Annotated in this window: 16 protein-coding genes and 1 riboswitch; of the genes, 5 read left to right on the forward strand and 11 right to left on the reverse strand. The window is 25.2% G+C overall.

The window, feature by feature from the left end:
• The first annotated feature begins 661 nt into the window (after window positions 1-661).
• Complete coding sequence (locus CLTHE_RS08610; protein WP_002598453.1) at window positions 662-2,053, forward strand: radical SAM protein; 1,392 nt, start codon at window positions 662-664, stop codon at window positions 2,051-2,053.
• Between the two features lie 63 nt (window positions 2,054-2,116).
• Here CLTHE_RS08610 and CLTHE_RS08615 read toward each other — a convergent pair whose 3' ends face one another.
• The gene (locus CLTHE_RS08615; RefSeq protein ID WP_158082695.1) at window positions 2,117-2,935 is read right to left on the reverse strand and encodes an alpha-amylase family glycosyl hydrolase; all 819 of its coding nucleotides are present in this window, start codon (window positions 2,933-2,935) and stop codon (window positions 2,117-2,119) included.
• A gap of 343 nt (window positions 2,936-3,278) precedes the next feature.
• Between CLTHE_RS08615 and CLTHE_RS08620 the strand changes: the two genes are divergently transcribed.
• Window positions 3,279-4,697 carry a basic amino acid/polyamine antiporter gene (locus CLTHE_RS08620; RefSeq protein ID WP_080022898.1) on the forward strand — a complete coding sequence of 473 codons (1,419 nt, stop codon included), beginning with the start codon at window positions 3,279-3,281 and terminating at the stop codon, window positions 4,695-4,697.
• A gap of 153 nt (window positions 4,698-4,850) precedes the next feature.
• Here CLTHE_RS08620 and CLTHE_RS08625 read toward each other — a convergent pair whose 3' ends face one another.
• Entirely contained in the window at window positions 4,851-5,333 is a 483-nt protein-coding gene (locus CLTHE_RS08625; protein WP_080022899.1) for a methylated-DNA--[protein]-cysteine S-methyltransferase, read from the reverse strand.
• A 144-nt stretch (window positions 5,334-5,477) separates the two neighbouring features.
• A riboswitch (NiCo riboswitch) is annotated at window positions 5,478-5,568 on the forward strand.
• A gap of 120 nt (window positions 5,569-5,688) precedes the next feature.
• Between CLTHE_RS08625 and CLTHE_RS08630 the strand changes: the two genes are divergently transcribed.
• Window positions 5,689-8,196 carry a cation-translocating P-type ATPase gene (locus CLTHE_RS08630; protein ID WP_080022900.1) on the forward strand — a complete coding sequence of 836 codons (2,508 nt, stop codon included), beginning with the start codon at window positions 5,689-5,691 and terminating at the stop codon, window positions 8,194-8,196.
• Window positions 8,197-8,217: 21 nt separating this feature from the next.
• Here the strand turns inward: CLTHE_RS08630 and CLTHE_RS08635 are convergent, their stop codons facing one another.
• From CLTHE_RS08635 to CLTHE_RS08645, 3 genes are all read right to left on the reverse strand, one after another.
• Entirely contained in the window at window positions 8,218-9,486 is a 1,269-nt protein-coding gene (locus CLTHE_RS08635; protein ID WP_080022901.1) for a hypothetical protein, read from the reverse strand.
• A 430-nt stretch (window positions 9,487-9,916) separates the two neighbouring features.
• Entirely contained in the window at window positions 9,917-10,564 is a 648-nt protein-coding gene (locus tag CLTHE_RS08640) for a hypothetical protein (protein WP_080022902.1), read from the reverse strand.
• Between the two features lie 160 nt (window positions 10,565-10,724).
• Complete coding sequence (locus CLTHE_RS08645; protein WP_080022903.1) at window positions 10,725-11,336, reverse strand: LysE/ArgO family amino acid transporter; 612 nt, start codon at window positions 11,334-11,336, stop codon at window positions 10,725-10,727.
• A gap of 159 nt (window positions 11,337-11,495) precedes the next feature.
• On the opposite strand from CLTHE_RS08645, the gene CLTHE_RS08650 reads away from it, so the two are divergent.
• Window positions 11,496-12,977, forward strand: coding sequence for an aminotransferase-like domain-containing protein (locus tag CLTHE_RS08650; protein ID WP_143324048.1), 1,482 nt, complete (start codon window positions 11,496-11,498; stop codon window positions 12,975-12,977).
• 302 nt (window positions 12,978-13,279) lie between these two features.
• Here the strand turns inward: CLTHE_RS08650 and CLTHE_RS08655 are convergent, their stop codons facing one another.
• The 6 genes from CLTHE_RS08655 to selD form a co-directional block, all read right to left on the reverse strand.
• Window positions 13,280-13,801, reverse strand: a complete 522-nt coding sequence (locus CLTHE_RS08655) for a hypothetical protein (protein ID WP_080022904.1) — start codon at window positions 13,799-13,801, stop codon at window positions 13,280-13,282.
• A gap of 414 nt (window positions 13,802-14,215) precedes the next feature.
• Window positions 14,216-14,809 carry a DUF5067 domain-containing protein gene (locus CLTHE_RS08660; protein WP_080022905.1) on the reverse strand — a complete coding sequence of 198 codons (594 nt, stop codon included), beginning with the start codon at window positions 14,807-14,809 and terminating at the stop codon, window positions 14,216-14,218.
• Between the two features lie 650 nt (window positions 14,810-15,459).
• Window positions 15,460-16,824, reverse strand: a complete 1,365-nt coding sequence (rlmD, locus tag CLTHE_RS08665; RefSeq protein WP_080022906.1) for a 23S rRNA (uracil(1939)-C(5))-methyltransferase RlmD — start codon at window positions 16,822-16,824, stop codon at window positions 15,460-15,462.
• A 30-nt stretch (window positions 16,825-16,854) separates the two neighbouring features.
• Window positions 16,855-17,307, reverse strand: a complete 453-nt coding sequence (locus CLTHE_RS08670; RefSeq protein ID WP_080022907.1) for an RDD family protein — start codon at window positions 17,305-17,307, stop codon at window positions 16,855-16,857.
• Between the two features lie 23 nt (window positions 17,308-17,330).
• Complete coding sequence (locus tag CLTHE_RS08675; protein WP_080022908.1) at window positions 17,331-18,035, reverse strand: hypothetical protein; 705 nt, start codon at window positions 18,033-18,035, stop codon at window positions 17,331-17,333.
• 165 nt (window positions 18,036-18,200) lie between these two features.
• Window positions 18,201-19,226 (reverse strand): selenide, water dikinase SelD, encoded by a 1,026-nt coding sequence (gene selD / locus CLTHE_RS08680; RefSeq protein ID WP_080022909.1) that lies wholly within the window; start codon window positions 19,224-19,226, stop codon window positions 18,201-18,203.
• 181 nt (window positions 19,227-19,407) lie between these two features.
• On the opposite strand from selD, the gene CLTHE_RS08685 reads away from it, so the two are divergent.
• Window positions 19,408-20,727 (forward strand): D-alanyl-D-alanine carboxypeptidase family protein, encoded by a 1,320-nt coding sequence (locus CLTHE_RS08685; RefSeq protein ID WP_080022910.1) that lies wholly within the window; start codon window positions 19,408-19,410, stop codon window positions 20,725-20,727.
• Window positions 20,728-20,754 lie beyond the last annotated feature (27 nt).

The following is a 20,754-nucleotide window of genomic DNA, read 5'->3' on the forward strand; positions in this document are numbered from 1 at the left end:
CAATACTATTCTTTAATCATTTATTGTTTTCCTTTACTTTTATGTTTTTAATAAAATAAATGCAATTATTTTTATATATTTTCTTTTTTAATTCAAATTATATAACATAATTATTTTTTTCAACAGTTTTTTTGTATTATTATTCCACCTTACTCTTTTGTATTTCATTTATTTTTTCTAAGTTAATTTTTTATTAATTTTAAATATATTTTTTTTCTATTTTTTTAATTAACTTTGTATACAAGCTATTTTATATTTTCCTAAAAATATCCTTTTAATGAATTTATAGAATTGATTATTTACTTTATGCACATTTTGTTAATTTTATGAATATAATTCAATTCCTTCTTTTAGTATATGTCTATATTTTGTTAATGCTTTATCATATATAGTTTTATGATTTAAATCACACTCTTATCTACAAATATTAATATCATTTAAATTTTAACTATATTTTTGTAACTTATTCTAGCACTATCTGTTAATTGTCTATTCTCTTCTTTACATTTTAATCTTTTATATCCATTAAAAGGATTTTATTTTTTGTTAATAGTATATCCAATTTTTTGTTTATAAAAAAATATGATATAACATGTTGTGAGAAGAAAAATTTTATACACCAAAATTAACATTAAAAAAATTTTATTATGAGGTGAAAATTATGAAAAAAATAATTTTAGAACAACTAATTTCTTACATAGAAAAAAATCCAGAAAAAAATGTTGGAAAAATGATTAGTATAGCTAAGAAATTAGTAAGAAATCCTTACGACAGAGAAAATATTGAAAAGATGGAACATTTCTATAATGAAATTCCTTCAGTAAAAGAAATATTAAAGAGAGTTGGAGAAGAAGCTGATCCTGAAATAGTTAAAACTTTCTTTAGAAACTTCGTTGTTAAAGGAATGTGGGAAGGCGGAGAAAAAAGAGATAATTTCTACGCTAAAACTGGAGGACGTGTACCTTTCGCACTTTTAATAAGTCCTTCTATGAAATGTAATTTAAGATGTGTAGGTTGTTATGCTAACGATTGGGATAAATGCAAACAATTAACTTTCGAAGAAGTAGATAGCATAGTTTCACAGGCTAGAGATCTTGGAATACATTTTATGTTCGTTCTTGGTGGAGAACCTTACTTCGTTGATTTCATGTGGAAAATCTACGAAAAATATCCTGATGTAGAATTCTTAACATTCTCAAATGGTACATTATTTAATGATGAATTTGCTGATAGAATATTAAAACTTAAAAACGTTCTTCCAATGTTCTCACTTGAAGGATATAAAGAAGATACTGACGCTAGACGTGGAGATGGCGTTTTTGATAAAGTTATGGAAGGAATGGACAAACTTAAAGCTAGAAAAATACCATTTGGTATTTCATCAGCTACAGGTGCACCTAACATAGATACTGTTATATCAGAAGAATTTATTGAAATGGCAATTAACAAAGGAGCATTCATTGGATGGTACTTCATGTTTATGCCAATAGGTTCAAAACCAGATACTTCACTTATGTTAAATCCAGAACAAAGATTAAGACTTGGTGCAAGAACTAGTGAAATAAGACATACTAAACCTTACTTAACAGTAGACTTCTTCAATGATTCACCATATGTTGGTGGTTGTATAGCAGGAACTTACTACTGTCACATTACTGCATCTGGTGATGTAGAACCATGTGTATTTGCTCACTTTACAGTTGATAATATAAGAGAAAAATCTCTTGAAGAAATATTCTCAGGAAACTTCTTTAAAACATTATTAAAATATCAACCATATAACAAAAACCTTTTAAAACCTTGTATGATGATTGATAATCCAAACATGGTTAGAAAAATAGTTAAAGAAGTTGGAGCTAGACCAACTGATGAAAGTGCTAGAGCAATGCTTGAAGATGAAAAATTCCAAAAAGAATTAGAAGATTTAGCAAGAAACTTTACTCCACATGCTCGTAAAGCTTGGGAAGAACTTTATCCTGAAATGCAAGGAAATGTTAAATCAAGAATTGAAATAATGGATGAAGCATTAGAAAAAGCAAATCGTAAAAAATAATTTTTATATGCCAATTACCTAAAAGTTATATATACATTAAAAGAGAGTAACTAACATTATAAGTTACTCTCTTTTTTGATGTATTATTTTTATTTCTTCTCTTTGCCAAGTGTTATCAAAAGGTCTTGCATAAAATAAAGTATTTTTTCTTCTACTACACAATTTTTTATATTCTTTTAGAATATCTTCACTACTAATTTTATTTGTATAACAAAATTCTAAATAACTATCATGACTTTCAACAAAAGATACACTAATATCTTCATTTAAAGCTTCACTTTCAGTTAACACTTTTACATATTTAGAGTATTCTTCTAAAATCTCTTTTGAACTAAATATAACTTCAGCATAATTAAATAAATCTCTTCTTTTAAGTTTATTTAAAACTCTAATCCAAAAGTCACTTCCTTCAGATGGTAATTTTATATGCTTTGCTGCATCAAATCTAAAACCATCTACTCCACAATCTATCAACTCATTTAAAAATTTTATAATTATATCTTGTAATTGATAATTATCTAATCTTAAACATGGAAGTCCTATACATAAATCTATTACTTCTTCTCTATTTTCATAATTAATAATATTTCTACTCTCTTTAAAAAAATCTATATTACTCTTTATATCATTGTCTACTTTTTCACTTGGAATAAGCTCTCCAGTATCTTTTCCTGCCACATGGTTTAATACTACATCTACTATTATCTTTATATTATTTTCTTTTGATTCCTTACACAATTTAATTAACTCTTCCCTACTTCCATATTGATTTCCTATGGAGAAATTTATAGGTTGATAAAACAAATACCAAGGTATTTGTCCTTCTTCTTTTAATGGCTGTATAGGGCTTATTTGAATTGCATCAAATCCTTGTTCTTTCACTTTATTTATATTTATATCATTTAAGTAATAATTGAATAAATGTAATATTCTAATATCTTTCTCCTCCTATAAAATACAAATTATATTTATATAGGATTATTGCCAAATTCGTATATAAAAATACAAAATACTAAATATTTTATTTTTTTATGCAAATCATTTGTATATTTATAAATTCTCAATATAATCGTGCTATAAAATTAATATAATAATGCTATAAATAATTGAACATAATTTATTTGGCTAATATTTATCCCAAAATCCTTAATAATAATGTTTCAAATAAAAGTGTATAAAATGACAAAAAATAAATATAATATGTTTTACAAAGGAGAAAATTATAATGGAAAACAACGAAAAAAAATTAGGCTTTTTCGGTCTTGTATTTCTTATAATAGGAGCAATGATTGGTGGAGGAGTATTTAGCTTACCTTCTCAACTTGCTGAAGGTGCGGGACCATTTGCTATTATGATTGGATGGTTAATTACAGGTATAGGTGTATTTGGATTGGCTTTTGTTTACCAAATGCTTTCTAGTAAAAAACCTGACTTGACTGGAGGAATTTTTAGTTACGCTAGTGAAGGTTTTGGAAAATATATTGGATTTAATTCGGCATGGATATATTGGCTTAGTTCTATATTTGGAGATGTAGCTTATGCTACTTTAATATTTGGATCTTTATCTTATTTTTTCAATATTTTCAATCCAAATGGGAACAATTGGCCTTCTATTATAGGTGGATCATTAATAATATGGGTTGTAAACTTTCTTGTTTTAAAAGGAGTTAAAGAAGCTGTTTTAGTTAATGCAATAGTTACTATTTCAAAAATACTTCCTATAATCTTATTTATTATAGTTTGTATAGTATTTTTTAATGTAAAAAACTTTACTTTTGAGTTTTGGGGAAATCCTCATTTAGGTGGTATTTTCACTCAAGTTAAAAGTACAATGATTGCTGCATTATGGTCTTTTGTTGGTATTGAAGGAGCTGTTGTAGTTTCTGGAAGAGCAAAAAGCCAAAAAGATGTTGGTAAAGCTACTATTGTTGGTTTAAGTAGTGCAATTGCTATATATATCTTAATAACTATACTAGCTTTAGGTGTTATGAAAAGACCTGAACTTGCAAGCTTACATAATCCATCATTAGCTTATATATTACAAGCAGCTATTGGAAAATGGGGTGCAATAATAATTAATATTGGACTTATTATAGCTTTAACAGGGGCATTACTTGGATGGACTGTTATAACTGCAGAACTTCCTTATGTTGCTGCTAAAAGCGGTGTTATGCCTAAAATATTAGCTAAAGAGAATAAATTTGAATCTCCTAGTATTTCTTTATGGCTTACAACTATAGTAACTCAAATATTATTATTATTTTCACATTTTTCTAATAGTGGATATCAAGTTTTATATACAATAGCTTCTACAGCTATATTAATTCCATATTTCTTAAGTGCTTTGTATTCTTTAAAGTTAACTTTTACGGAAGGTAAAAATAACTTTAAATTAAAAGATTGTATAATTTCAATTATCGCTGTTATATATACAGTTTGGATTTTATACGCTGCTGGAGTTAAATATATACTGCTAAATTGTATATTATTTGCTATTGGGCTTATATTCTTTATATGGGCTAAAAAAGAAAGAAAAGAAAAACTATTTGATGCTTGGTATGAAATTTTAATTGCAATAATAATTGTTATATTAGGAATTTTAGCAATTTATTTATTAGCAACTGGTAAAGTATCTGCATTTTAATAAAAAGGAGCTATTTCTCATGATTTATTAATCAGAGAAATAGCTCCTTTTTATTCTACTAATATTATATTTATATAATGTCTAAAAAATTTTCACAAAAAAAATTATCAACTATTTATAATCACTAATTATGTAAAAACAATTTTTCGCTTATTATTTAAATTTATTTTCATGCTCTAATAGCCATTTTTTCTTATCTATTCCATATGCATATCCAACTAAGGCTTTATTACTTCCTAAAACTCTGTGACAAGGTATTATTATGCAAATTTTATTTTTATTATTTGCGTTTCCTACAGCTCTAGAAGCCTTTTCATTTCCAATTTTTAAAGCTATGTCTTTATATGAAACAGTTTCTCCATAAGGTATCTCTGTTAATGCTTTCCAAACTTTCTTTTGAAATTCTGTTCCATTAAGCATATAATCTAGACTAAATTTTTTTCTTTTTCCTAAAAAGTATTCTTCTAACTCCTTTATAACCTTTTTTAAAATTTCAGGTTTTTCAGCAGTTTCTTTTGATTTCTCAGCCTCTTTAGTTTCTTCAACAATTTCAATTGATACTAAATGAGTTTTTGTTGTTTCTATTTGTATTAATCCTATTGGTGAATTATAGAATCCAAAATAAATCTCTTCCATATAGTCCTCCTAATTTATTAGTTATATTAATATTATAATATGATTTTTTTAATTTTATTTTGCTTTTTCACTTAAAATAAGTATCTATTTTAAATAAATGTGAATATTATAATTTATAAATCTTTTTGCGCTGCATTTAACTTCACAGTACAAACTGATCAGGCCAATAAATTTTTATTTATGGGAGCCGGGCCTTAATTTTGGCAACAGGATATTATATACCTGTGGGACAGTAATTTGTTCTATAGGTATTTTTTATTTGTTTAAAATAATAATTTTAATTTATTTTTGCAGTGCCATAAAGCTATCAATTAAAAATTCTTATAAGTTTAAGAATAAAATGGAGGTAACTTTTATGACAAGTACAAATGAGCTTGTTGGCTTAACAAATGAAAAAGCAAAAGAATTACAAAATAAGTATGGAAAAAACATACTCATTCCAAAAAAGGAAGAAAACTTCTTAAATAAAATTATAGATGTTTTAAAGGAACCTATGTTTTTACTTTTATTATTAGCTTCAACTATTTATTTTATCTTAGGTGAACCAAGAGATGGAATAATAATGATTGTATTTATAGTTGCTATAATTAGCATTGATGTATTTCAAGAATGGAAAACAGATAAAACTTTAAATGCATTAAAAACTCTATCTGCACCACATATTACGGTTATTAGAAATGGAATTGAAACAGTTATTAATAGTGAAGATTTAGTTCCAGATGATTTAATGATTATATCTGAAGGAGTAAAAATCCCTGCTGATGGATTTCTTTTAAAAATTAATGACCTTTGTGTTGATGAATCATCATTAACAGGTGAATCTGAAGGAGTTTGGAAAACTCTAAATGATAATAGTGACGATTACTTTAAAAAAAATTATTGTTATGCTGGTACTTTAGTAACTCAAGGAATTGGAATAGTAAAAGTAGAAAAAATAGGTACTGAAACTGAATATGGAAAAATTGGAGTTAATATTGTTGAAGCTCCAGATTCCCCTACTCCACTTCAAAAACAAACTAATAAATTAATTAAAGTTTGTGCTTATATAGCTCTAATTTTATTTATTTTAGTTTGTATCGCAACTTATATAAATCTTTTTAATCTTCCTTTAAAAGATAGAATTATAGAAAGTATTTTATCAGGAATAACTTTGGCTATGGCTATGATTCCAGAAGAATTTCCTGTTATTTTAACAGTATTCTTATCAATGGGAGCTTGGCGTTTAGCTAAAAAGAAATCTTTAGTTAGAAAGCTTAATTCTATTGAAACTTTAGGAGCAGTTTCTGTTTTATGTGTAGATAAAACTGGAACTATTACTATGAATAAAATGACTGTAACAGATACATGGTCTTTAGATAATAATAAAAATAATCTTTTAAATATTATGGGTATGGCTTGTGAAACAAATCCATATGACTCTATGGAAAAAGCTATGCTTAATTATTGCGAAAAAAATAATATTAATAAAGACAAGCTTTTTGATGGAACACTAATAAAAGAATATTCTTTTACTAATGAAAGAAAAATGATGGGACATGTATGGTCTAAAAATGAGAAAATAACTATTGCTGCAAAAGGTTCAGCTGAAAAAATATTATCTATTTGTAATTTAAAATCAAATGAAATTAATTTAATTAAAAAGAAAATATTTTCTATGTCTTCAAAAGGTTTAAGAGTAATAGCTGTTGGAGAAATGATTTTAGATTCTGTAGATGATATTCCAAATGAATTAGAAGATTGCTCTTTAAAATTTTTAGGACTTATAGGACTTCAAGACCCTCCTCGCCCTTCTATAAAAAAAGATATAAAAAAATGTATAGATGCAGGAATTAAAGTAGTTATGATAACAGGAGATAATGGAGTTACTGCAAGTGCTATTGCTAATCAAATTGGGCTTTCTAATAATAATTCAATAGTAACTGGTGACATGATTGATAAACTGAGTGATGAAGAACTTAGAGAAATAGTTAAATATACAAATATATTTTCAAGAGTTATTCCATCTCATAAAATGAGAATAGTAAAAGCATTTAAAGACAATGGTGATGTAGTTGCAATGACAGGAGATGGAGTTAATGATGCTCCAGCTTTAAAATATGCAGATATAGGAATTGCAATGGGTAAAAGAGGCTCTGAAGTTTCTAAAGAAGCTGCTGATTTAATCCTTTTAGATGATAACTTCTCAACTATTGTCCAAACTATAAAAGATGGTAGAAGAATCTATGATAATATAAGAAAATCAATAGGTTATATATTTACTATTCATATCCCAATTGCTTTTGCTTCTCTTTTAGCACCACTTTTAGGAATTAGCTCTAACTCCTTATTACTTCTTCCTGTTCATGTAGTATTATTAGAACTTATTATAGACCCAACTTGTTCTATTGTATTAGAAAGACAACCAGCTGAAGAAGATATTTTAAAACGTAAGCCTCGTAATCCTAAAGAAAATATTCTTTCTTTACAAATACTATTTAAGAGCATTATACAAGGCTTAATTCTTTTTATAGCTTCTTTTAGCACTTACTATATATATTTACAAAATAATATTAACTCTATTGAAGTAGCACGTTCAATGGGATTATCAATAATAATTATATCTAACTTACTTTTAGTTCAAGTAAATAGCTCAAGTAAGGAATATATTTATAAATCAATAAAAAAATTTAAAAATGATAAAGTTATGTGGTCAATTACTTTTGGAACTATAATAGGATTATTTATAATCTTATATACTCCTTTATCAAAAGTTTTAAATTTATCAGCTTTAAGCTTACCTCAAATGATATTAGTTATATGTATATCTCTAGTTTCTATATTGTGGTATGAAATAGTCAAGTTTATTAGAAATAGAAAACATTAAAATAGACATGCTTATGCATGTCTATTTATTTAAATCATAAATATATAAAATTTCATTATAATATCCATTTAACTTCTCTGTACTATCAACTATCAAACATTCATTATCAATATAATTCCAATCGTTTTTAGAAGTATTTTTAATTTCTGAAATAATATTTATTTTATCTCCTTCTAATTTTCCTACAATACTTTTGCCACCATCTATATTTCTAATTATTATATTTTTATCATCAATAAATTTTAATTCAAACCCATTATTAATTTTTCTATCATCTTTTAATACTACTTCTTCCTTTTCTTCTTTAATATTAAAAGCTATCACACTATCACTACTTATTAAATATATATAATCATCAATAAATGTACAATCCATCATATCTTTATTTGATTTATAAATATTATTTTCTATTAATTTGTCTCCTTTTATTTCAATTTTAGAAATATTCCCACTTTCAAATATAAGATATATAAAATTATCCTTTTTTATTGCTTCTTTAATATAATCTATTTTTGTATTTAATCTATTCGTAAAAGGAACTTCTAAATCCTTATAATCACTTAAATAGCATTTATTTTTCTCTAAATCTGCTACTATGAATTTTTCCCATTTTCCAAGTGAATCTATCATTTGTATAATTATTAAATTTTCTTTTGAATTTTTTATTTTAATAGGATTTTTTAAGCTATTAAGCTCATCTTTATTTTTACTAACTTCTTTCATTATTTTATCTAAAGTTTCTGAAAACACGCTTTCACTATATGTATTATCTTTTACTCTATTCTCATCTAAATTTTTATTTTGAAATGATTCTAATGAATAATTAATATCTTTAGACTCTAAAAAATTTAACGTTTTATCTTTATTAACCTTAACCTTCATTTCCTTTACATTTAAATTATCTATTTTTTCTAATTCTGTTTCTGTTTTATATTTTAGAAGTTCATTATTTTCTATTTTATGATTTCCTGAAACAGTAAATACTTCCCCATATAATTTATCATCTATCTTTGTACTAAGTCCTAAAATTTCATCTTTATAATAAATTACATTTTCTTTTAACTTCATATTTTTATTTAATTCAAAAACATATTTTGTTGCATATAAATTTTCATTTTTATAACCAATATTATTTAAATAAGGCATATTAGTTATATTGTATTGAGCAACTAAAACATTATTTTTTTTATATGGACTTTCTAAATTAATAAAAAATCTTGTTTCATCATAAGCACGAACAACAAAAATACTAGAAATATATATAATTCCTGCTATAAAATATTTTTTCATAAAATCCCCCAAATTCCCCTTTTTTATATTATAACATGCTATTTTAAATTTGAAGAATTTGTTAAAACAAAACATAAGTAAACATTTTCAAGAATAATGTTGTATAATTAAATTATAAATATATCTATATAAATTAACTAAAGATATAACTTTCAAATTTGCAATTATAAAAAATAATTGCGTAAAAATATTATTAACACTATTCACTTAAGTTATTTCAATACTATATTGATTTTTCCCTAAACAACTTACTTATAAATTTAGTTCTATAATTAGCTCCTTATTAACACCGTTTTTAAGTTATGCTATTTATAAAACAATATTAAAATTTAAGTCTAAAAAAATGATATCTAAAATAATTTTTAGATATCATTTTTTTATTTAAAAAGCTATTTATTAACTATCAGATTACAAAACAATATATCTTAATTTATCTATAATTTATATTTTCTAAATCAGGAACATGATCCATTTTTATATCTTTACCATCTAAAGTGAACTTAACTCCTTTAATCCATTCTCCTTTATGGCTCTTTTGTAGAAAGTTTTCTATAAGTATTTTTTGTGTTACTTCTCCACCTGTTGAACCTTGCATATAATCAGTCCATTTATCTATTCCATTTGTTAAATTAACTTTTGCTATGCCATCTTTTACCTCTTCAACTTTTAATTTTAATTCAGGAAAAAGAACTCTTTGAACTTCTGAAGCTATTTTATCTAAATTTTCTTTTATTGTTAAATCATCAGTTTTAAAAGCTGCTATTTGGTCTAATTTATAATTATTACTATCAACATTATATATTCTAAAAGTTGAAGTTCCTTTTATTTTTGTAGAACTATTAGCTGATGTTGTATCTTCTACTTTATTATCTCCTTCTCCATTTTTATCTTCTTTATTTATATCTTCGTCTTTATTCTTATCAACCTCTGTTTCTTCTTTTTTATCATCTTTATTAGAATCTTCATTTTTTTCAATTTGTGGTTTACCACTAGAAACAGATTCTTGACTTTTTGACCCACAAGCTACCATTGTTGCAATTGATGCTACAATAAGTAATACTAATACCTTTTTTTTCATAAAAACTCCCCTTAATTATTATATTAGACAGTTTTATATAAAAACTGCCTTAGTTCTCTATTATTTAAATTTTACCAATATGTCTATATATTTTCAATATTTATAAAGTCATTAAATTAATCTTATATAAGATTCATCTTTAATACTCTAAATAAAATTTCTAAAAATGAATCATCATAATAAAGTTTATAAATAATTTTATAGCATAGAATACAAGTATTACTCCACAAACTTTATTTATAATATTAAGCGCCTTATATGTAAATTTATCTTTTATAATATTGATTAATGTAGTCATCCCAAAAAACCAAACACAAGATGCTATATTTACTCCTAAAATAAATTTATATGAATCTACTTGTGATAAAGTTGCTTTAAATGCACCAAGCATCATTGTTCCATCTATTATTGCTTGTGGATTAAACCATGTAACAACAAAAGCTGTTGTTATAATTTTTAATATTGGAATATCTACATTTTGTTTTTCTTTTGATGTTGTTTGCTTAAATAAGCCTATTCCTATATAAGCAACTATTATACTTCCAACTAAAAGTACTATCATTTCTAAAATCTTTGATTTTTCCATTAATACTCCAATACCAAAGAAACAAGCTAATGAAAGACTTATATCAAATATTAAAACTATTAATACTGTTAACCAGACTCTTCTTCTCTTTTGAGTTAGAGCAGTATCTATAAGAAATAGATTTTCCATACCTATAGGTGCTATATAAGCAAATCCCATCAAAAATCCTTCTAAAAAAATTCCCATTTATTTTCCTCCTGTGTAACCAACCAAATTTATAAGAGTTCTTTTTGTTAACTCTCTGTTTATTTAGCCATGATATAATTATAAATAGTTATTTTTAAAAAGTAATCAACCAAACATTACTTTTTAACCCAACCAAATTTATTTTTTGGAGGATTAATTATGAAAACTAAAGAGAAACATAAAATTGTTATAATAGATTGGAAACCTAATAAAAATTTAGACAAGCCTATTTATCTTCAGATTGTAGAATATATATGTAATAAAATTTCTAATGGACACTGGCTTATTGGAAGTTATTTACCTTCTCAACGTGAACTTTCAAAATTATTTGAAGTTAACAGAAGCACTATAGTTAGTGCTATGGATGAACTTGTATCTCTTGGAATTATTGAAAGTAGTTTTGGAGGTGGTACAAAAATAATAAGCAACACTTGGTCATTACTTATATCAAAAGAAAATTTAGATTGGAATAAATATGTTAAATCAGGTTTATTTAAATCTAATAATTCAACTATACAAACTATTACAAAGTTAGAATTTAAAAATTATATTCGTCTTGGAACTGGTGAACTTTCTCCTAATCTTTTTCCCCATCACATGATGAATAAAATCTTTAATAAATTATCAACTAAAGCTTATTCTTTAAATTATACAGAACCTTTAGGTTTAATAGATTTACGTATAGCAATTTCTAATAGATTAAAAAAATTAGGAATAAATGCTAATCCCTCTTCTATTCTTATAACTTCTGGCTCATTACAAGCATTACAACTTATATCAATATCTATGATAAAAAAAGGCTCTACAGTATTTACAGAAGACCCTTCATATTTAAAATCACTAGAAGTATTTCAATCTGCTGGAATTAATTTATCTGGAATTCCTATGGATAATGAAGGAATAAAATATTGGGACATAAATAATTCATTAAAAACAATAGATAGAAATTTATATAATTGCTTATTATACACAATTCCAAGCTTTCAAAATCCAACTGGAACTACAATGACAATTAAAAGAAGAAAAGAATTATTTGAGTTTTGTAAAAATCATCAACTTCCTGTAATAGAAGACTGTGCTTATAGAGAATTATGGATAGATGAAGAACCACCACTTCCTCTTAAATCTATGGATGTAAATGGAATGGTTCTATATGTTGGGACAATTTCAAAAACACTTGCACCTGGACTTAGAATTGGATGGATAATTGGCCCTGAATCTATAATAGAAAGATTAGGAGATGTAAAAATGCAACTTGACTATGGAGCTAGCTCACTTTCACAATTAGTTTTAACAGAATTTTTTGAAAGTGGATTATTTGACGAACATTTAACTTATCTAAGAAAAGAATTAAAAATTAGACGTGACAATGCAATTGAATCTCTTAATGAATACTTTAAAGACTTAGGAAATTGGAATATTCCTTCAGGTGGATTTTATATTTGGTTAACATTAAAAAATAATATTTCTATTGATAAATTATTTAAAGAAGCACTTAAAGAACATATATTATTGAATATAGGAAATATTTATAGTTTTAAAACAAATCATTCCTTGCGTATTTCTTATGCCTATGAAGATTGCTTAACTTTTAGGAAAGCTATAGGTAAATTATCAAAAATAGTTAGGAGTATATCATAAATAAACTTTTATGATTTAAACAATAAAAAGGTGAGAAAATCTCACCTTAAATTTTAATAATAAATATTTACTATAACATCTGTTGAATAGTTATATATTTCAAATTTTAAAGTTACATTTCTTTAATATTTTTTAAATTTATACCATTCATAAACTTTCAATACATATTTTCCTATTGAATCTTTTAAATTCTTATATTAATATTTATTAATATTTTAAAATAAAAAAAGTTAATAATATTTTTATTCAATTATACTATTTTCTATTAAAAATAATACTATTTAAAATTCTCTAAAGGTATATTATCTATATTCTTCTAAATGTTTTCCACTTTCATTAGCTATATATACTTTTATTAAATCTTCATTTGGAGTTTCTATAACTGCATTTTCTACTTTTATATTTTTTACATCACAATACAATTCAATTGTATTCTTAAAACTCTTCGCTTCATCATCAAATTCATAATCATCTGCAATTGTTTTTACTAAAAAAGAATATTTTTCTCCTTGTTTAATTATATTTAAAAAACATATTTCATCTACTCCTGATGATTTTAATAATCTATATAATTCAGGATCACTAAAACCTTTTTGATCCTCTTCATTTACATTATCATTTTGTGTTGTAGCATTATTTTTTTCTGTATTATTATCCTGAGTTATTTTATTTTGATTATCTCTTTCTATTCTTTCCTTTCTTTCTGCCGCTTCTATTGCTCTCTTCTGCCTTATATTAAGACTTATTTCATGTGCTATAATTCCTACACATATTGTTATTGATATTATTCCTATAATAATCACAATCATTTTTCTTTTGTTCATTTTTATTCCCCTATCAATATATTATTATAAATTTAAGCATACTTAAAATTTACCCCTATTTTTAATAATTAAATTATAAAATTCAATATTTTTCTTAACCTATTTATTTTATAAAATTTTCCTTAATTAATCTATATTGTTAATAATTTCTTTACAAATTGATATTTTCAACAAAATCCAATATTTATTTTACCTCTACTCTGTTTATTTCTTATTTTATGATTTCTTTATTCAAACTCTACTCCCTCTTTTATTTTTCTATAACTATATAATTAAAAGCTCTCATCACTAAATACTAATATATACAACAATTATTTACCATTTACCAATTTTTGTTTTTAATAAATTTATAGAAAAAGCACTAAAAAATTAGTGCTTTTTAATTTCTTACTTTTTATATAATAATTTTTTATTTTAAAGATTTGTTTTTATTTCTGCTTGTCCAATTGGTTTCATAAACATATTATCATAAAATAATACTTTCACTGTATCACTTTTATCTGGTAAGGCATAAGCATCTGTAGCTTTACATTTACCTCCTATAGGTAATTTCTTACTTATTCTATTGTCATCGGATACCGGATATGAATCTAAAATATTTCCTGAACTATCCATAATCTTAAAATTTGAACTAAATATGTATACTTCATTAGTACTACTTATATTCTCATAACTATAATCTAAAAACATTACATGCTTTGCTTTCTTTTCTGAAAATTGATTTCTTTTATCTGTGAATCTTATACCATCTATAGAGATATTATACTCGCCACTATCAGTTTTTATTGAGTATTTTTTGCCTAACTCCATCTTTATTACATCTTCTTTTTGACTTGGTTTATTACTACTACCTTCTTGCTCTTCTTGCTGAACAACCTCTTTAGAGTCTGCTGATTCTTTTATTGGTGCTTCAGAGTCACCACCCATTACAGCTCCTCCAACACAAAAACAAATAACTCCAATAGTTATTTTACTATTAATTATTTTTTTAATTTTATCTCTTCCCATTTTCCCATTATACCTTTCTCTTTGTTAATATCTATTAATACTTCATTAACAATTAAAACATATTTATATATCTTTTTCAACATTTTAAAATAATTCAATTATTTTCATGAAATTCTTTAAATATTTTTAGCATATAAAATCATATTCTAATATCTAGTGTAACTTATTGTTAAGTTATTCTATAATTTTTCTAAAATTTCTTTATTTTAAATCTCACTTTATCCATAAAAATTACGAATTAAAATTAATTTTTCATAATATAATATTGGTATTCAAACTATATTCCAACATACACTATATTTCTAAAACAATATATTTAATAATTTAATATTTAAACAATCATACCAATTTTAAAGTATTAAATTATTTATTGAATTCAAAATATTTTCTATATATTACCTAATTCACTGAAAATTAAATAAAATAAAAATATATTAAAACATTTATTATAAACTTTATATCTCTTTTAAATAGTTTATTGTACTCTACGAAAAAATTTGACTTTTCTTATTCACATCAAAATCACTCCTAAAGTAACTCCAAAAAATTCCTAATAAAATTTTAATCCTCAAACTTTTATAGTTAAGAGATAAACCAAAAAGAGCCAAGCAATCACCTTGCTCAACTCTTCTATTTACTATAATACAAAATTATTTTGAAAGTTTAACTACAGTCTCACCATGTGGTGTATTAGGGAACATATCCTTAACTCTAGTTTTTTCTATTTTATATCCTGCTTCTTCTAAAACCTTTAGGTCTGTTACTAATGTTTTAGGATTACATGAAACATAGATAATTTCTTTTGCATTGAATTTTATTACATATTCCATTGCTTTTGGATGTACTCCACTTCTTGGCGGGTCTAGTATTATTATATCTGGTTTATCTTTTACAGTTTTTATTGTTTCTGCAACATCTCCAGCTATAAATGTACAATTTTCTAATCCATTTAATTTAGCATTTTCTTTTGCAGCTTCTACTGCTTCTTCTATTAATTCAATTCCTACAACTTTTTTTGCTTTTGGAGCAACTATTTGACCTATTGTTCCTGTTCCACAGTAAAGATCAAATACTACTTTGTTGTCTGAATTTCCTATATATTCTCTAACTATACTATAAAGACTTTCCGCTCCTTTAGTATTAGTTTGGAAGAATGAAAATGGTGAAATTTTAAATTTTAACCCTAAAAGATCTTCCATTATATAATCTCTTCCATATAAAACATTTAGTTTATCACATACTACTGCATCAGAGAATGAATCATTTTCTGTATGTAATACTGAAACTAAAGTTCCTTTAAAATCTAATCCTTTTATAACTTCACACCATTCTGTTAAATCAAAATCTTCTTGTGTTGTAGTTACTAAGTTTACTAATATTTCACCAGTATTTTCTGCTTTTCTTATTACTAGATGTCTTAAGAAACCAGTTCTCTTCATTACTCTATAATAATCTAAGTTTTTATCTTTAAAGTAATCTACTGTAGAAGTTATTATTTTTCTGAAATCTTCATCTACTATTTGACAGTTGTTTACTGTTAATATTCCAAAGCTTTTACCTTTCATATGCATTCCAAGGCAAAGTTCTCCACCTTTAAATTCATCTCCAAAAGTAAACTCCATTTTGTTTCTATATTCCCATTGCTTTGAGCTTCCTGTAACACCTTCATATTCTCCTGTTGTTACTTCTGCTCCTTTAAAAAGGTCTAAAACTTCTGAGCTTAAAAGCTCTAATTGTTTTTCATAAGTTAAATTTTGTGAAGAACATCCTCCACAAGGTCCAAAGTGAGGACATTTAGCTTCTATTTCATAATCAGCTTTTTCTAAAACTTCAACAAGTTTTAATTCTCTATATCCTTCTCTTCTTTTTTTAACTACACCTTTTATCTCTTGACCTGGAAATGTATTTTTTACATATATTTTTCTATCTTCAAAATGTGAAACTCCAACTGATGGGAACTCAGTTTTTTCTATTTTCACAATCATTTCTGCTGGTTTTCCTCTTCTTCTGCCCATTAAAAAGCTCCTATTCCTTACTTACTAATATTAACGTATTGCTAATATTCTTTTTCCAATTGTTCTTCCACCTTTATGTTCGAAAACTGGAACATATAAAATATTTAAAACTATATAAGCAACTAAAAACATTGGTACTGGCATTGCTATCATATAACCAAATATTCTAATTATTAACCCAAATATAACCATTACTAGTAAAGAAATTGATCCTAAAATTATTTGATCTAATATATTTGCGAAAAATCTTTTTCCGAATGAAGGATTATCATCTATTTTATCAAAATCATCTAATTCTTTATTTTCTTCTTCTGATAAATTTCTGTCCTCATCCTCTATAATAATTTCCTCTTCACATTCCTTTACTAATACATCGTCTTTTTCACTAACACTTTCTTTATTAGTATCTTCAGCATTAGAAACTTCTTCTTTAACTTCTTCTACTGAGTTTTCTAATTCTTTGTTTTCATTTTCTTTGCTCATTAGATTCCTCCTATTTTAAAAGGCTATACTCCTGAGCTACTCTCCTTTTGGAATTTAAACTCTTTAGTAGTTAGTGTATAAACTATATAATCTTTACTAACTGCAAGTTCTTCGTGAAGACCATTAACTGAATCTTCGATAACTCCTTCAGGCCTGTCGCTCTTGATTATATCCATTATTTTTTTATTTAACTCTGAGTAATCTCTATTTGGCTCTTCTGTTAGTATAGCTGCATATTTAGCTAATGAAGTATCACCTAAATTAAAGTTTCCTTCTTTTATAGCTTTTTCACCATTAAATTTTAATGATTCCTTAAGCATAAACTTTCCACCTTCTTGAGATTTCCCTAAATATTGAGTTGAAAACTGCATACTTTCTAATTTGTTTTCTTCTGGATTTTTATTATCTAAATAAACAGATTTAACATTAGCAGTTAACCCATCTACATCTTCTACTTTTTCTTCATTCTTATAATCTAAACCAAATTCTTTACTTAAATCTTCTACTTTTGTAGTTAATTTAGCACTTTCATCTTTAAATGAATTATAAGTATACTCTTTTGAGGCCCAAGCTCCTTGTAAATTTTTCGTTTTTGCATTATCTCCAACACTTCTTGAATTTTCTATATTATTAACTGAATTATTACTATCTTCTTTTTTTTCTCCACAAGCTACTAACGATACAGCAAGTGTTGCAGCAATTATTACTCCTATTATTTTTTTAGACATTTTCAATTCCCCCTAAAAAATTGTTCACATATTAACACAAAAGTTAACATATTATTTTACATTATAACATCCAAACTAATTTTTTAAAAGGTTTCTTAATGTATTATACAATATACTGATTTTTAAATTATAATATTTTAATTAATATTTTAATTTATTGTGTATTTATTTAACTATTATATTATAATTTCCTTTTTTAACACATCTTCCAATAATCCAAGCCTCTATATTCTTTTCTTTAAATTCATTCATTATATTTAAACCTTCTTTTTCATTACATGAAACTAAAAGTCCTCCTGATGTTTGAGGATCAAAAAGAATATCTTCAAGCCACTTTTCTACATTTTCTAGATTGTATTTTCCTTTTATATATTCTCTATTTTGATATGCACCTACTGGTGTTAATCCCATGTTTGCATATTCTTTTGCTTCTTTTATATATGGAATACATTCTTTATAAATTTCATAACTCATATCTGAACCTTCTGCCATTTCATTTAAATGTCCCATAAGTCCAAATCCAGTTATATCTGTACATGCAGTTAAATTATATTTTCTAACTACTTCTCCTGCATATTTATTTAAAAGAGCCATCCACTTTATCCCTTCTTCCATAGCTTCTTTTGAAGCTATTTCACCTTTTCCAGCTGTATTTATTATTCCTGTTCCAAGTGGTTTAGTTAAAATAAGTACATCATCTTCCTTTGAACCACAATTTTTAAGTATTTTATCAGGGTGAACTATTCCTGAAACTGAAAGACCATATTTAGGTTCATCATCTTGAACCGAATGCCCTCCAATTACTACAGCTCCAGCTTCTAAAACTTTATCTGCTCCGCCTCTTAATATTTCTCCTAAAATTTTTTTATCTAAGCAATTTGGAAAACATACAATATTTAATGCTACCTTTGGATCTCCTCCCATAGCATAAACATCACTTAAAGAATTTGCTGCTGCAATTTGACCAAAAGTATAAGGATCATCAACTACAGGTGTAAAGAAATCTAAAGTTTGTATAAGTGCAATATCATCACTTAATTTATATACTGCTCCATCATCTGAAGTGTCTATTCCTACTAATAAATTTTCATCATTCATCTTTGGAATGCTTTGTAATATGTTTGAAAGAGCACCCGGCTCTATTTTTGCTGCTCAACCAGCTGTTTTAGCATAATTGGTTAATTTTATCATAATTAGCCACCAGCCTTTCTAAAATTTATATACATATTGTACAACATACTATTAAAATATCAAAATTTCTTATTTTTATATAAATTATTCACTTTTAGTCTAAAGTTTATCCATATTTATATAATTTTTGTTAAAAATATGTTAATATATTTCTGTAATATTTTTTATCAAAGGAGATTTTATGAAAAAACTAAAATATTTTTATAATTATTTTATAACACTTAGCTTCATATTTTTGCTAGGTTTACTTATACCATCTATAACTACATATGCTAAAGAAACTAAAGCTCCATCAATAATTGCAGATTCAGCAGTAATTATAGATGCTGACACAGGTCAAATAATCTATTCTAAAAATGCTGATAAAAAATATTTCCCTGCATCTACTACAAAGGTTATGACTGCACTTGTTGTTTTAGAAAATTCAAATCTTCATGATATAGTAAAGATAGGTAAAAATCCTCCTTTTGCTGAAGGAAGTTCTATTGGTTTAAAAGAAGGTGAAGAATTTTCTGTTGAAACACTTTTAACTGGATTATTACTTGAATCTGGTAATGATTGTGCTGAAGCTTTAGCAGAACATATTGCAGGTAGTACTGAAAATTTTGCCAAGCTTATGAATAAAAAAGCTGAAGAACTTGGTTGTAAAAATACTGTATTTAAAAATCCAAGTGGATTGCCTAATCCTAATCATGTAACCACAGCTTATGATTTATCTCTTATATTGAGAGCAGCTATAAAATATGATGACTTTGTAAGAATTTCTAGTATATTAACTAAAAAGCTTCCACCAAGTAATTTAGATAAATTTGAGAGATATGTAAATAATCATAATTATCTTATAAATAAAGAATCAAAATATTATTATAAATATGCTATAGCTGGAAAAACTGGTTATACTGATGTTGCTAGACATACTTTCACTATTGCAGCTAAGAAAGATGGTCGTACTTTAGTTGGATCTTTCCTAAAAGCTGAAGATAAAAATAAAAATTTTGAAGATATGGCAAAACTTTTAGATTACAGTTTTGATAATTCTGAAAATATAAATATATATTCAAAAGGTGATGTTGTTGAAGAAGTTAAATTGACTAATTCTAATAGTCTTCCTTTAGTTTTAGAAAATGATTTTACATATACTAAACTTAAAGGTGAAGATGAAGAATTATCACCTAAATTAAAATTTGATTTACCTAATAATATAAAAACTAAATCACTAACTAAAGGAGAAGTTATAACTACTGCCTCTGTTCTTGTAAATGGTACAGAACTAGGCAAAGTTAATATTTTAAGTGGAAAAAATAGAGTTTATAATCCATCGGTAGCTTTACAAGAATTCTTTTTAAACAATCCTGTTTTAGCTATAAGCATAGTTATATTCATTATAATATTTATATTAATAATAATTAGAATTATTGTTATGAAAAGAAAAAATATGATTAGAAAAAAAAGATGGAGAGAATTAACTAATAAGAAAAAGAAAAGTATTTTTAAACGCTAAAATTATATTTAAATATATAATTAACAC

Origin of the sequence: Clostridium thermobutyricum DSM 4928, assembly GCF_002050515.1 — a bacterium.
GTDB classification, from domain to species: Bacteria; Bacillota; Clostridia; order Clostridiales; family Clostridiaceae; genus Clostridium; species Clostridium thermobutyricum.

What these genes read in the sequence shown, in the direction of transcription:
- CLTHE_RS08610 (WP_002598453.1), top strand. Translation starts at nt 662, where the DNA reads ATGAAAAAAATAATTTTAGAACAACTAATTTCTTACATAGAAAAAAAT.
- CLTHE_RS08620 (WP_080022898.1), top strand. Translation starts at nt 3,279, where the DNA reads ATGGAAAACAACGAAAAAAAATTAGGCTTTTTCGGTCTTGTATTTCTT.
- CLTHE_RS08625 (WP_080022899.1), bottom strand. Translation starts at nt 5,333, where the DNA reads ATGGAAGAGATTTATTTTGGATTCTATAATTCACCAATAGGATTAATA.
- CLTHE_RS08630 (WP_080022900.1), top strand. Translation starts at nt 5,689, where the DNA reads ATGACAAGTACAAATGAGCTTGTTGGCTTAACAAATGAAAAAGCAAAA.
- CLTHE_RS08635 (WP_080022901.1), bottom strand. Translation starts at nt 9,486, where the DNA reads ATGAAAAAATATTTTATAGCAGGAATTATATATATTTCTAGTATTTTT.
- CLTHE_RS08640 (WP_080022902.1), bottom strand. Translation starts at nt 10,564, where the DNA reads ATGAAAAAAAAGGTATTAGTATTACTTATTGTAGCATCAATTGCAACA.
- CLTHE_RS08645 (WP_080022903.1), bottom strand. Translation starts at nt 11,336, where the DNA reads ATGGGAATTTTTTTAGAAGGATTTTTGATGGGATTTGCTTATATAGCA.
- CLTHE_RS08650 (WP_143324048.1), top strand. Translation starts at nt 11,496, where the DNA reads ATGAAAACTAAAGAGAAACATAAAATTGTTATAATAGATTGGAAACCT.
- CLTHE_RS08655 (WP_080022904.1), bottom strand. Translation starts at nt 13,801, where the DNA reads ATGAACAAAAGAAAAATGATTGTGATTATTATAGGAATAATATCAATA.
- CLTHE_RS08660 (WP_080022905.1), bottom strand. Translation starts at nt 14,809, where the DNA reads ATGGGAAGAGATAAAATTAAAAAAATAATTAATAGTAAAATAACTATT.
- rlmD (WP_080022906.1), bottom strand. Translation starts at nt 16,824, where the DNA reads ATGGGCAGAAGAAGAGGAAAACCAGCAGAAATGATTGTGAAAATAGAA.
- CLTHE_RS08670 (WP_080022907.1), bottom strand. Translation starts at nt 17,307, where the DNA reads ATGAGCAAAGAAAATGAAAACAAAGAATTAGAAAACTCAGTAGAAGAA.
- CLTHE_RS08675 (WP_080022908.1), bottom strand. Translation starts at nt 18,035, where the DNA reads ATGTCTAAAAAAATAATAGGAGTAATAATTGCTGCAACACTTGCTGTA.
- CLTHE_RS08685 (WP_080022910.1), top strand. Translation starts at nt 19,408, where the DNA reads ATGAAAAAACTAAAATATTTTTATAATTATTTTATAACACTTAGCTTC.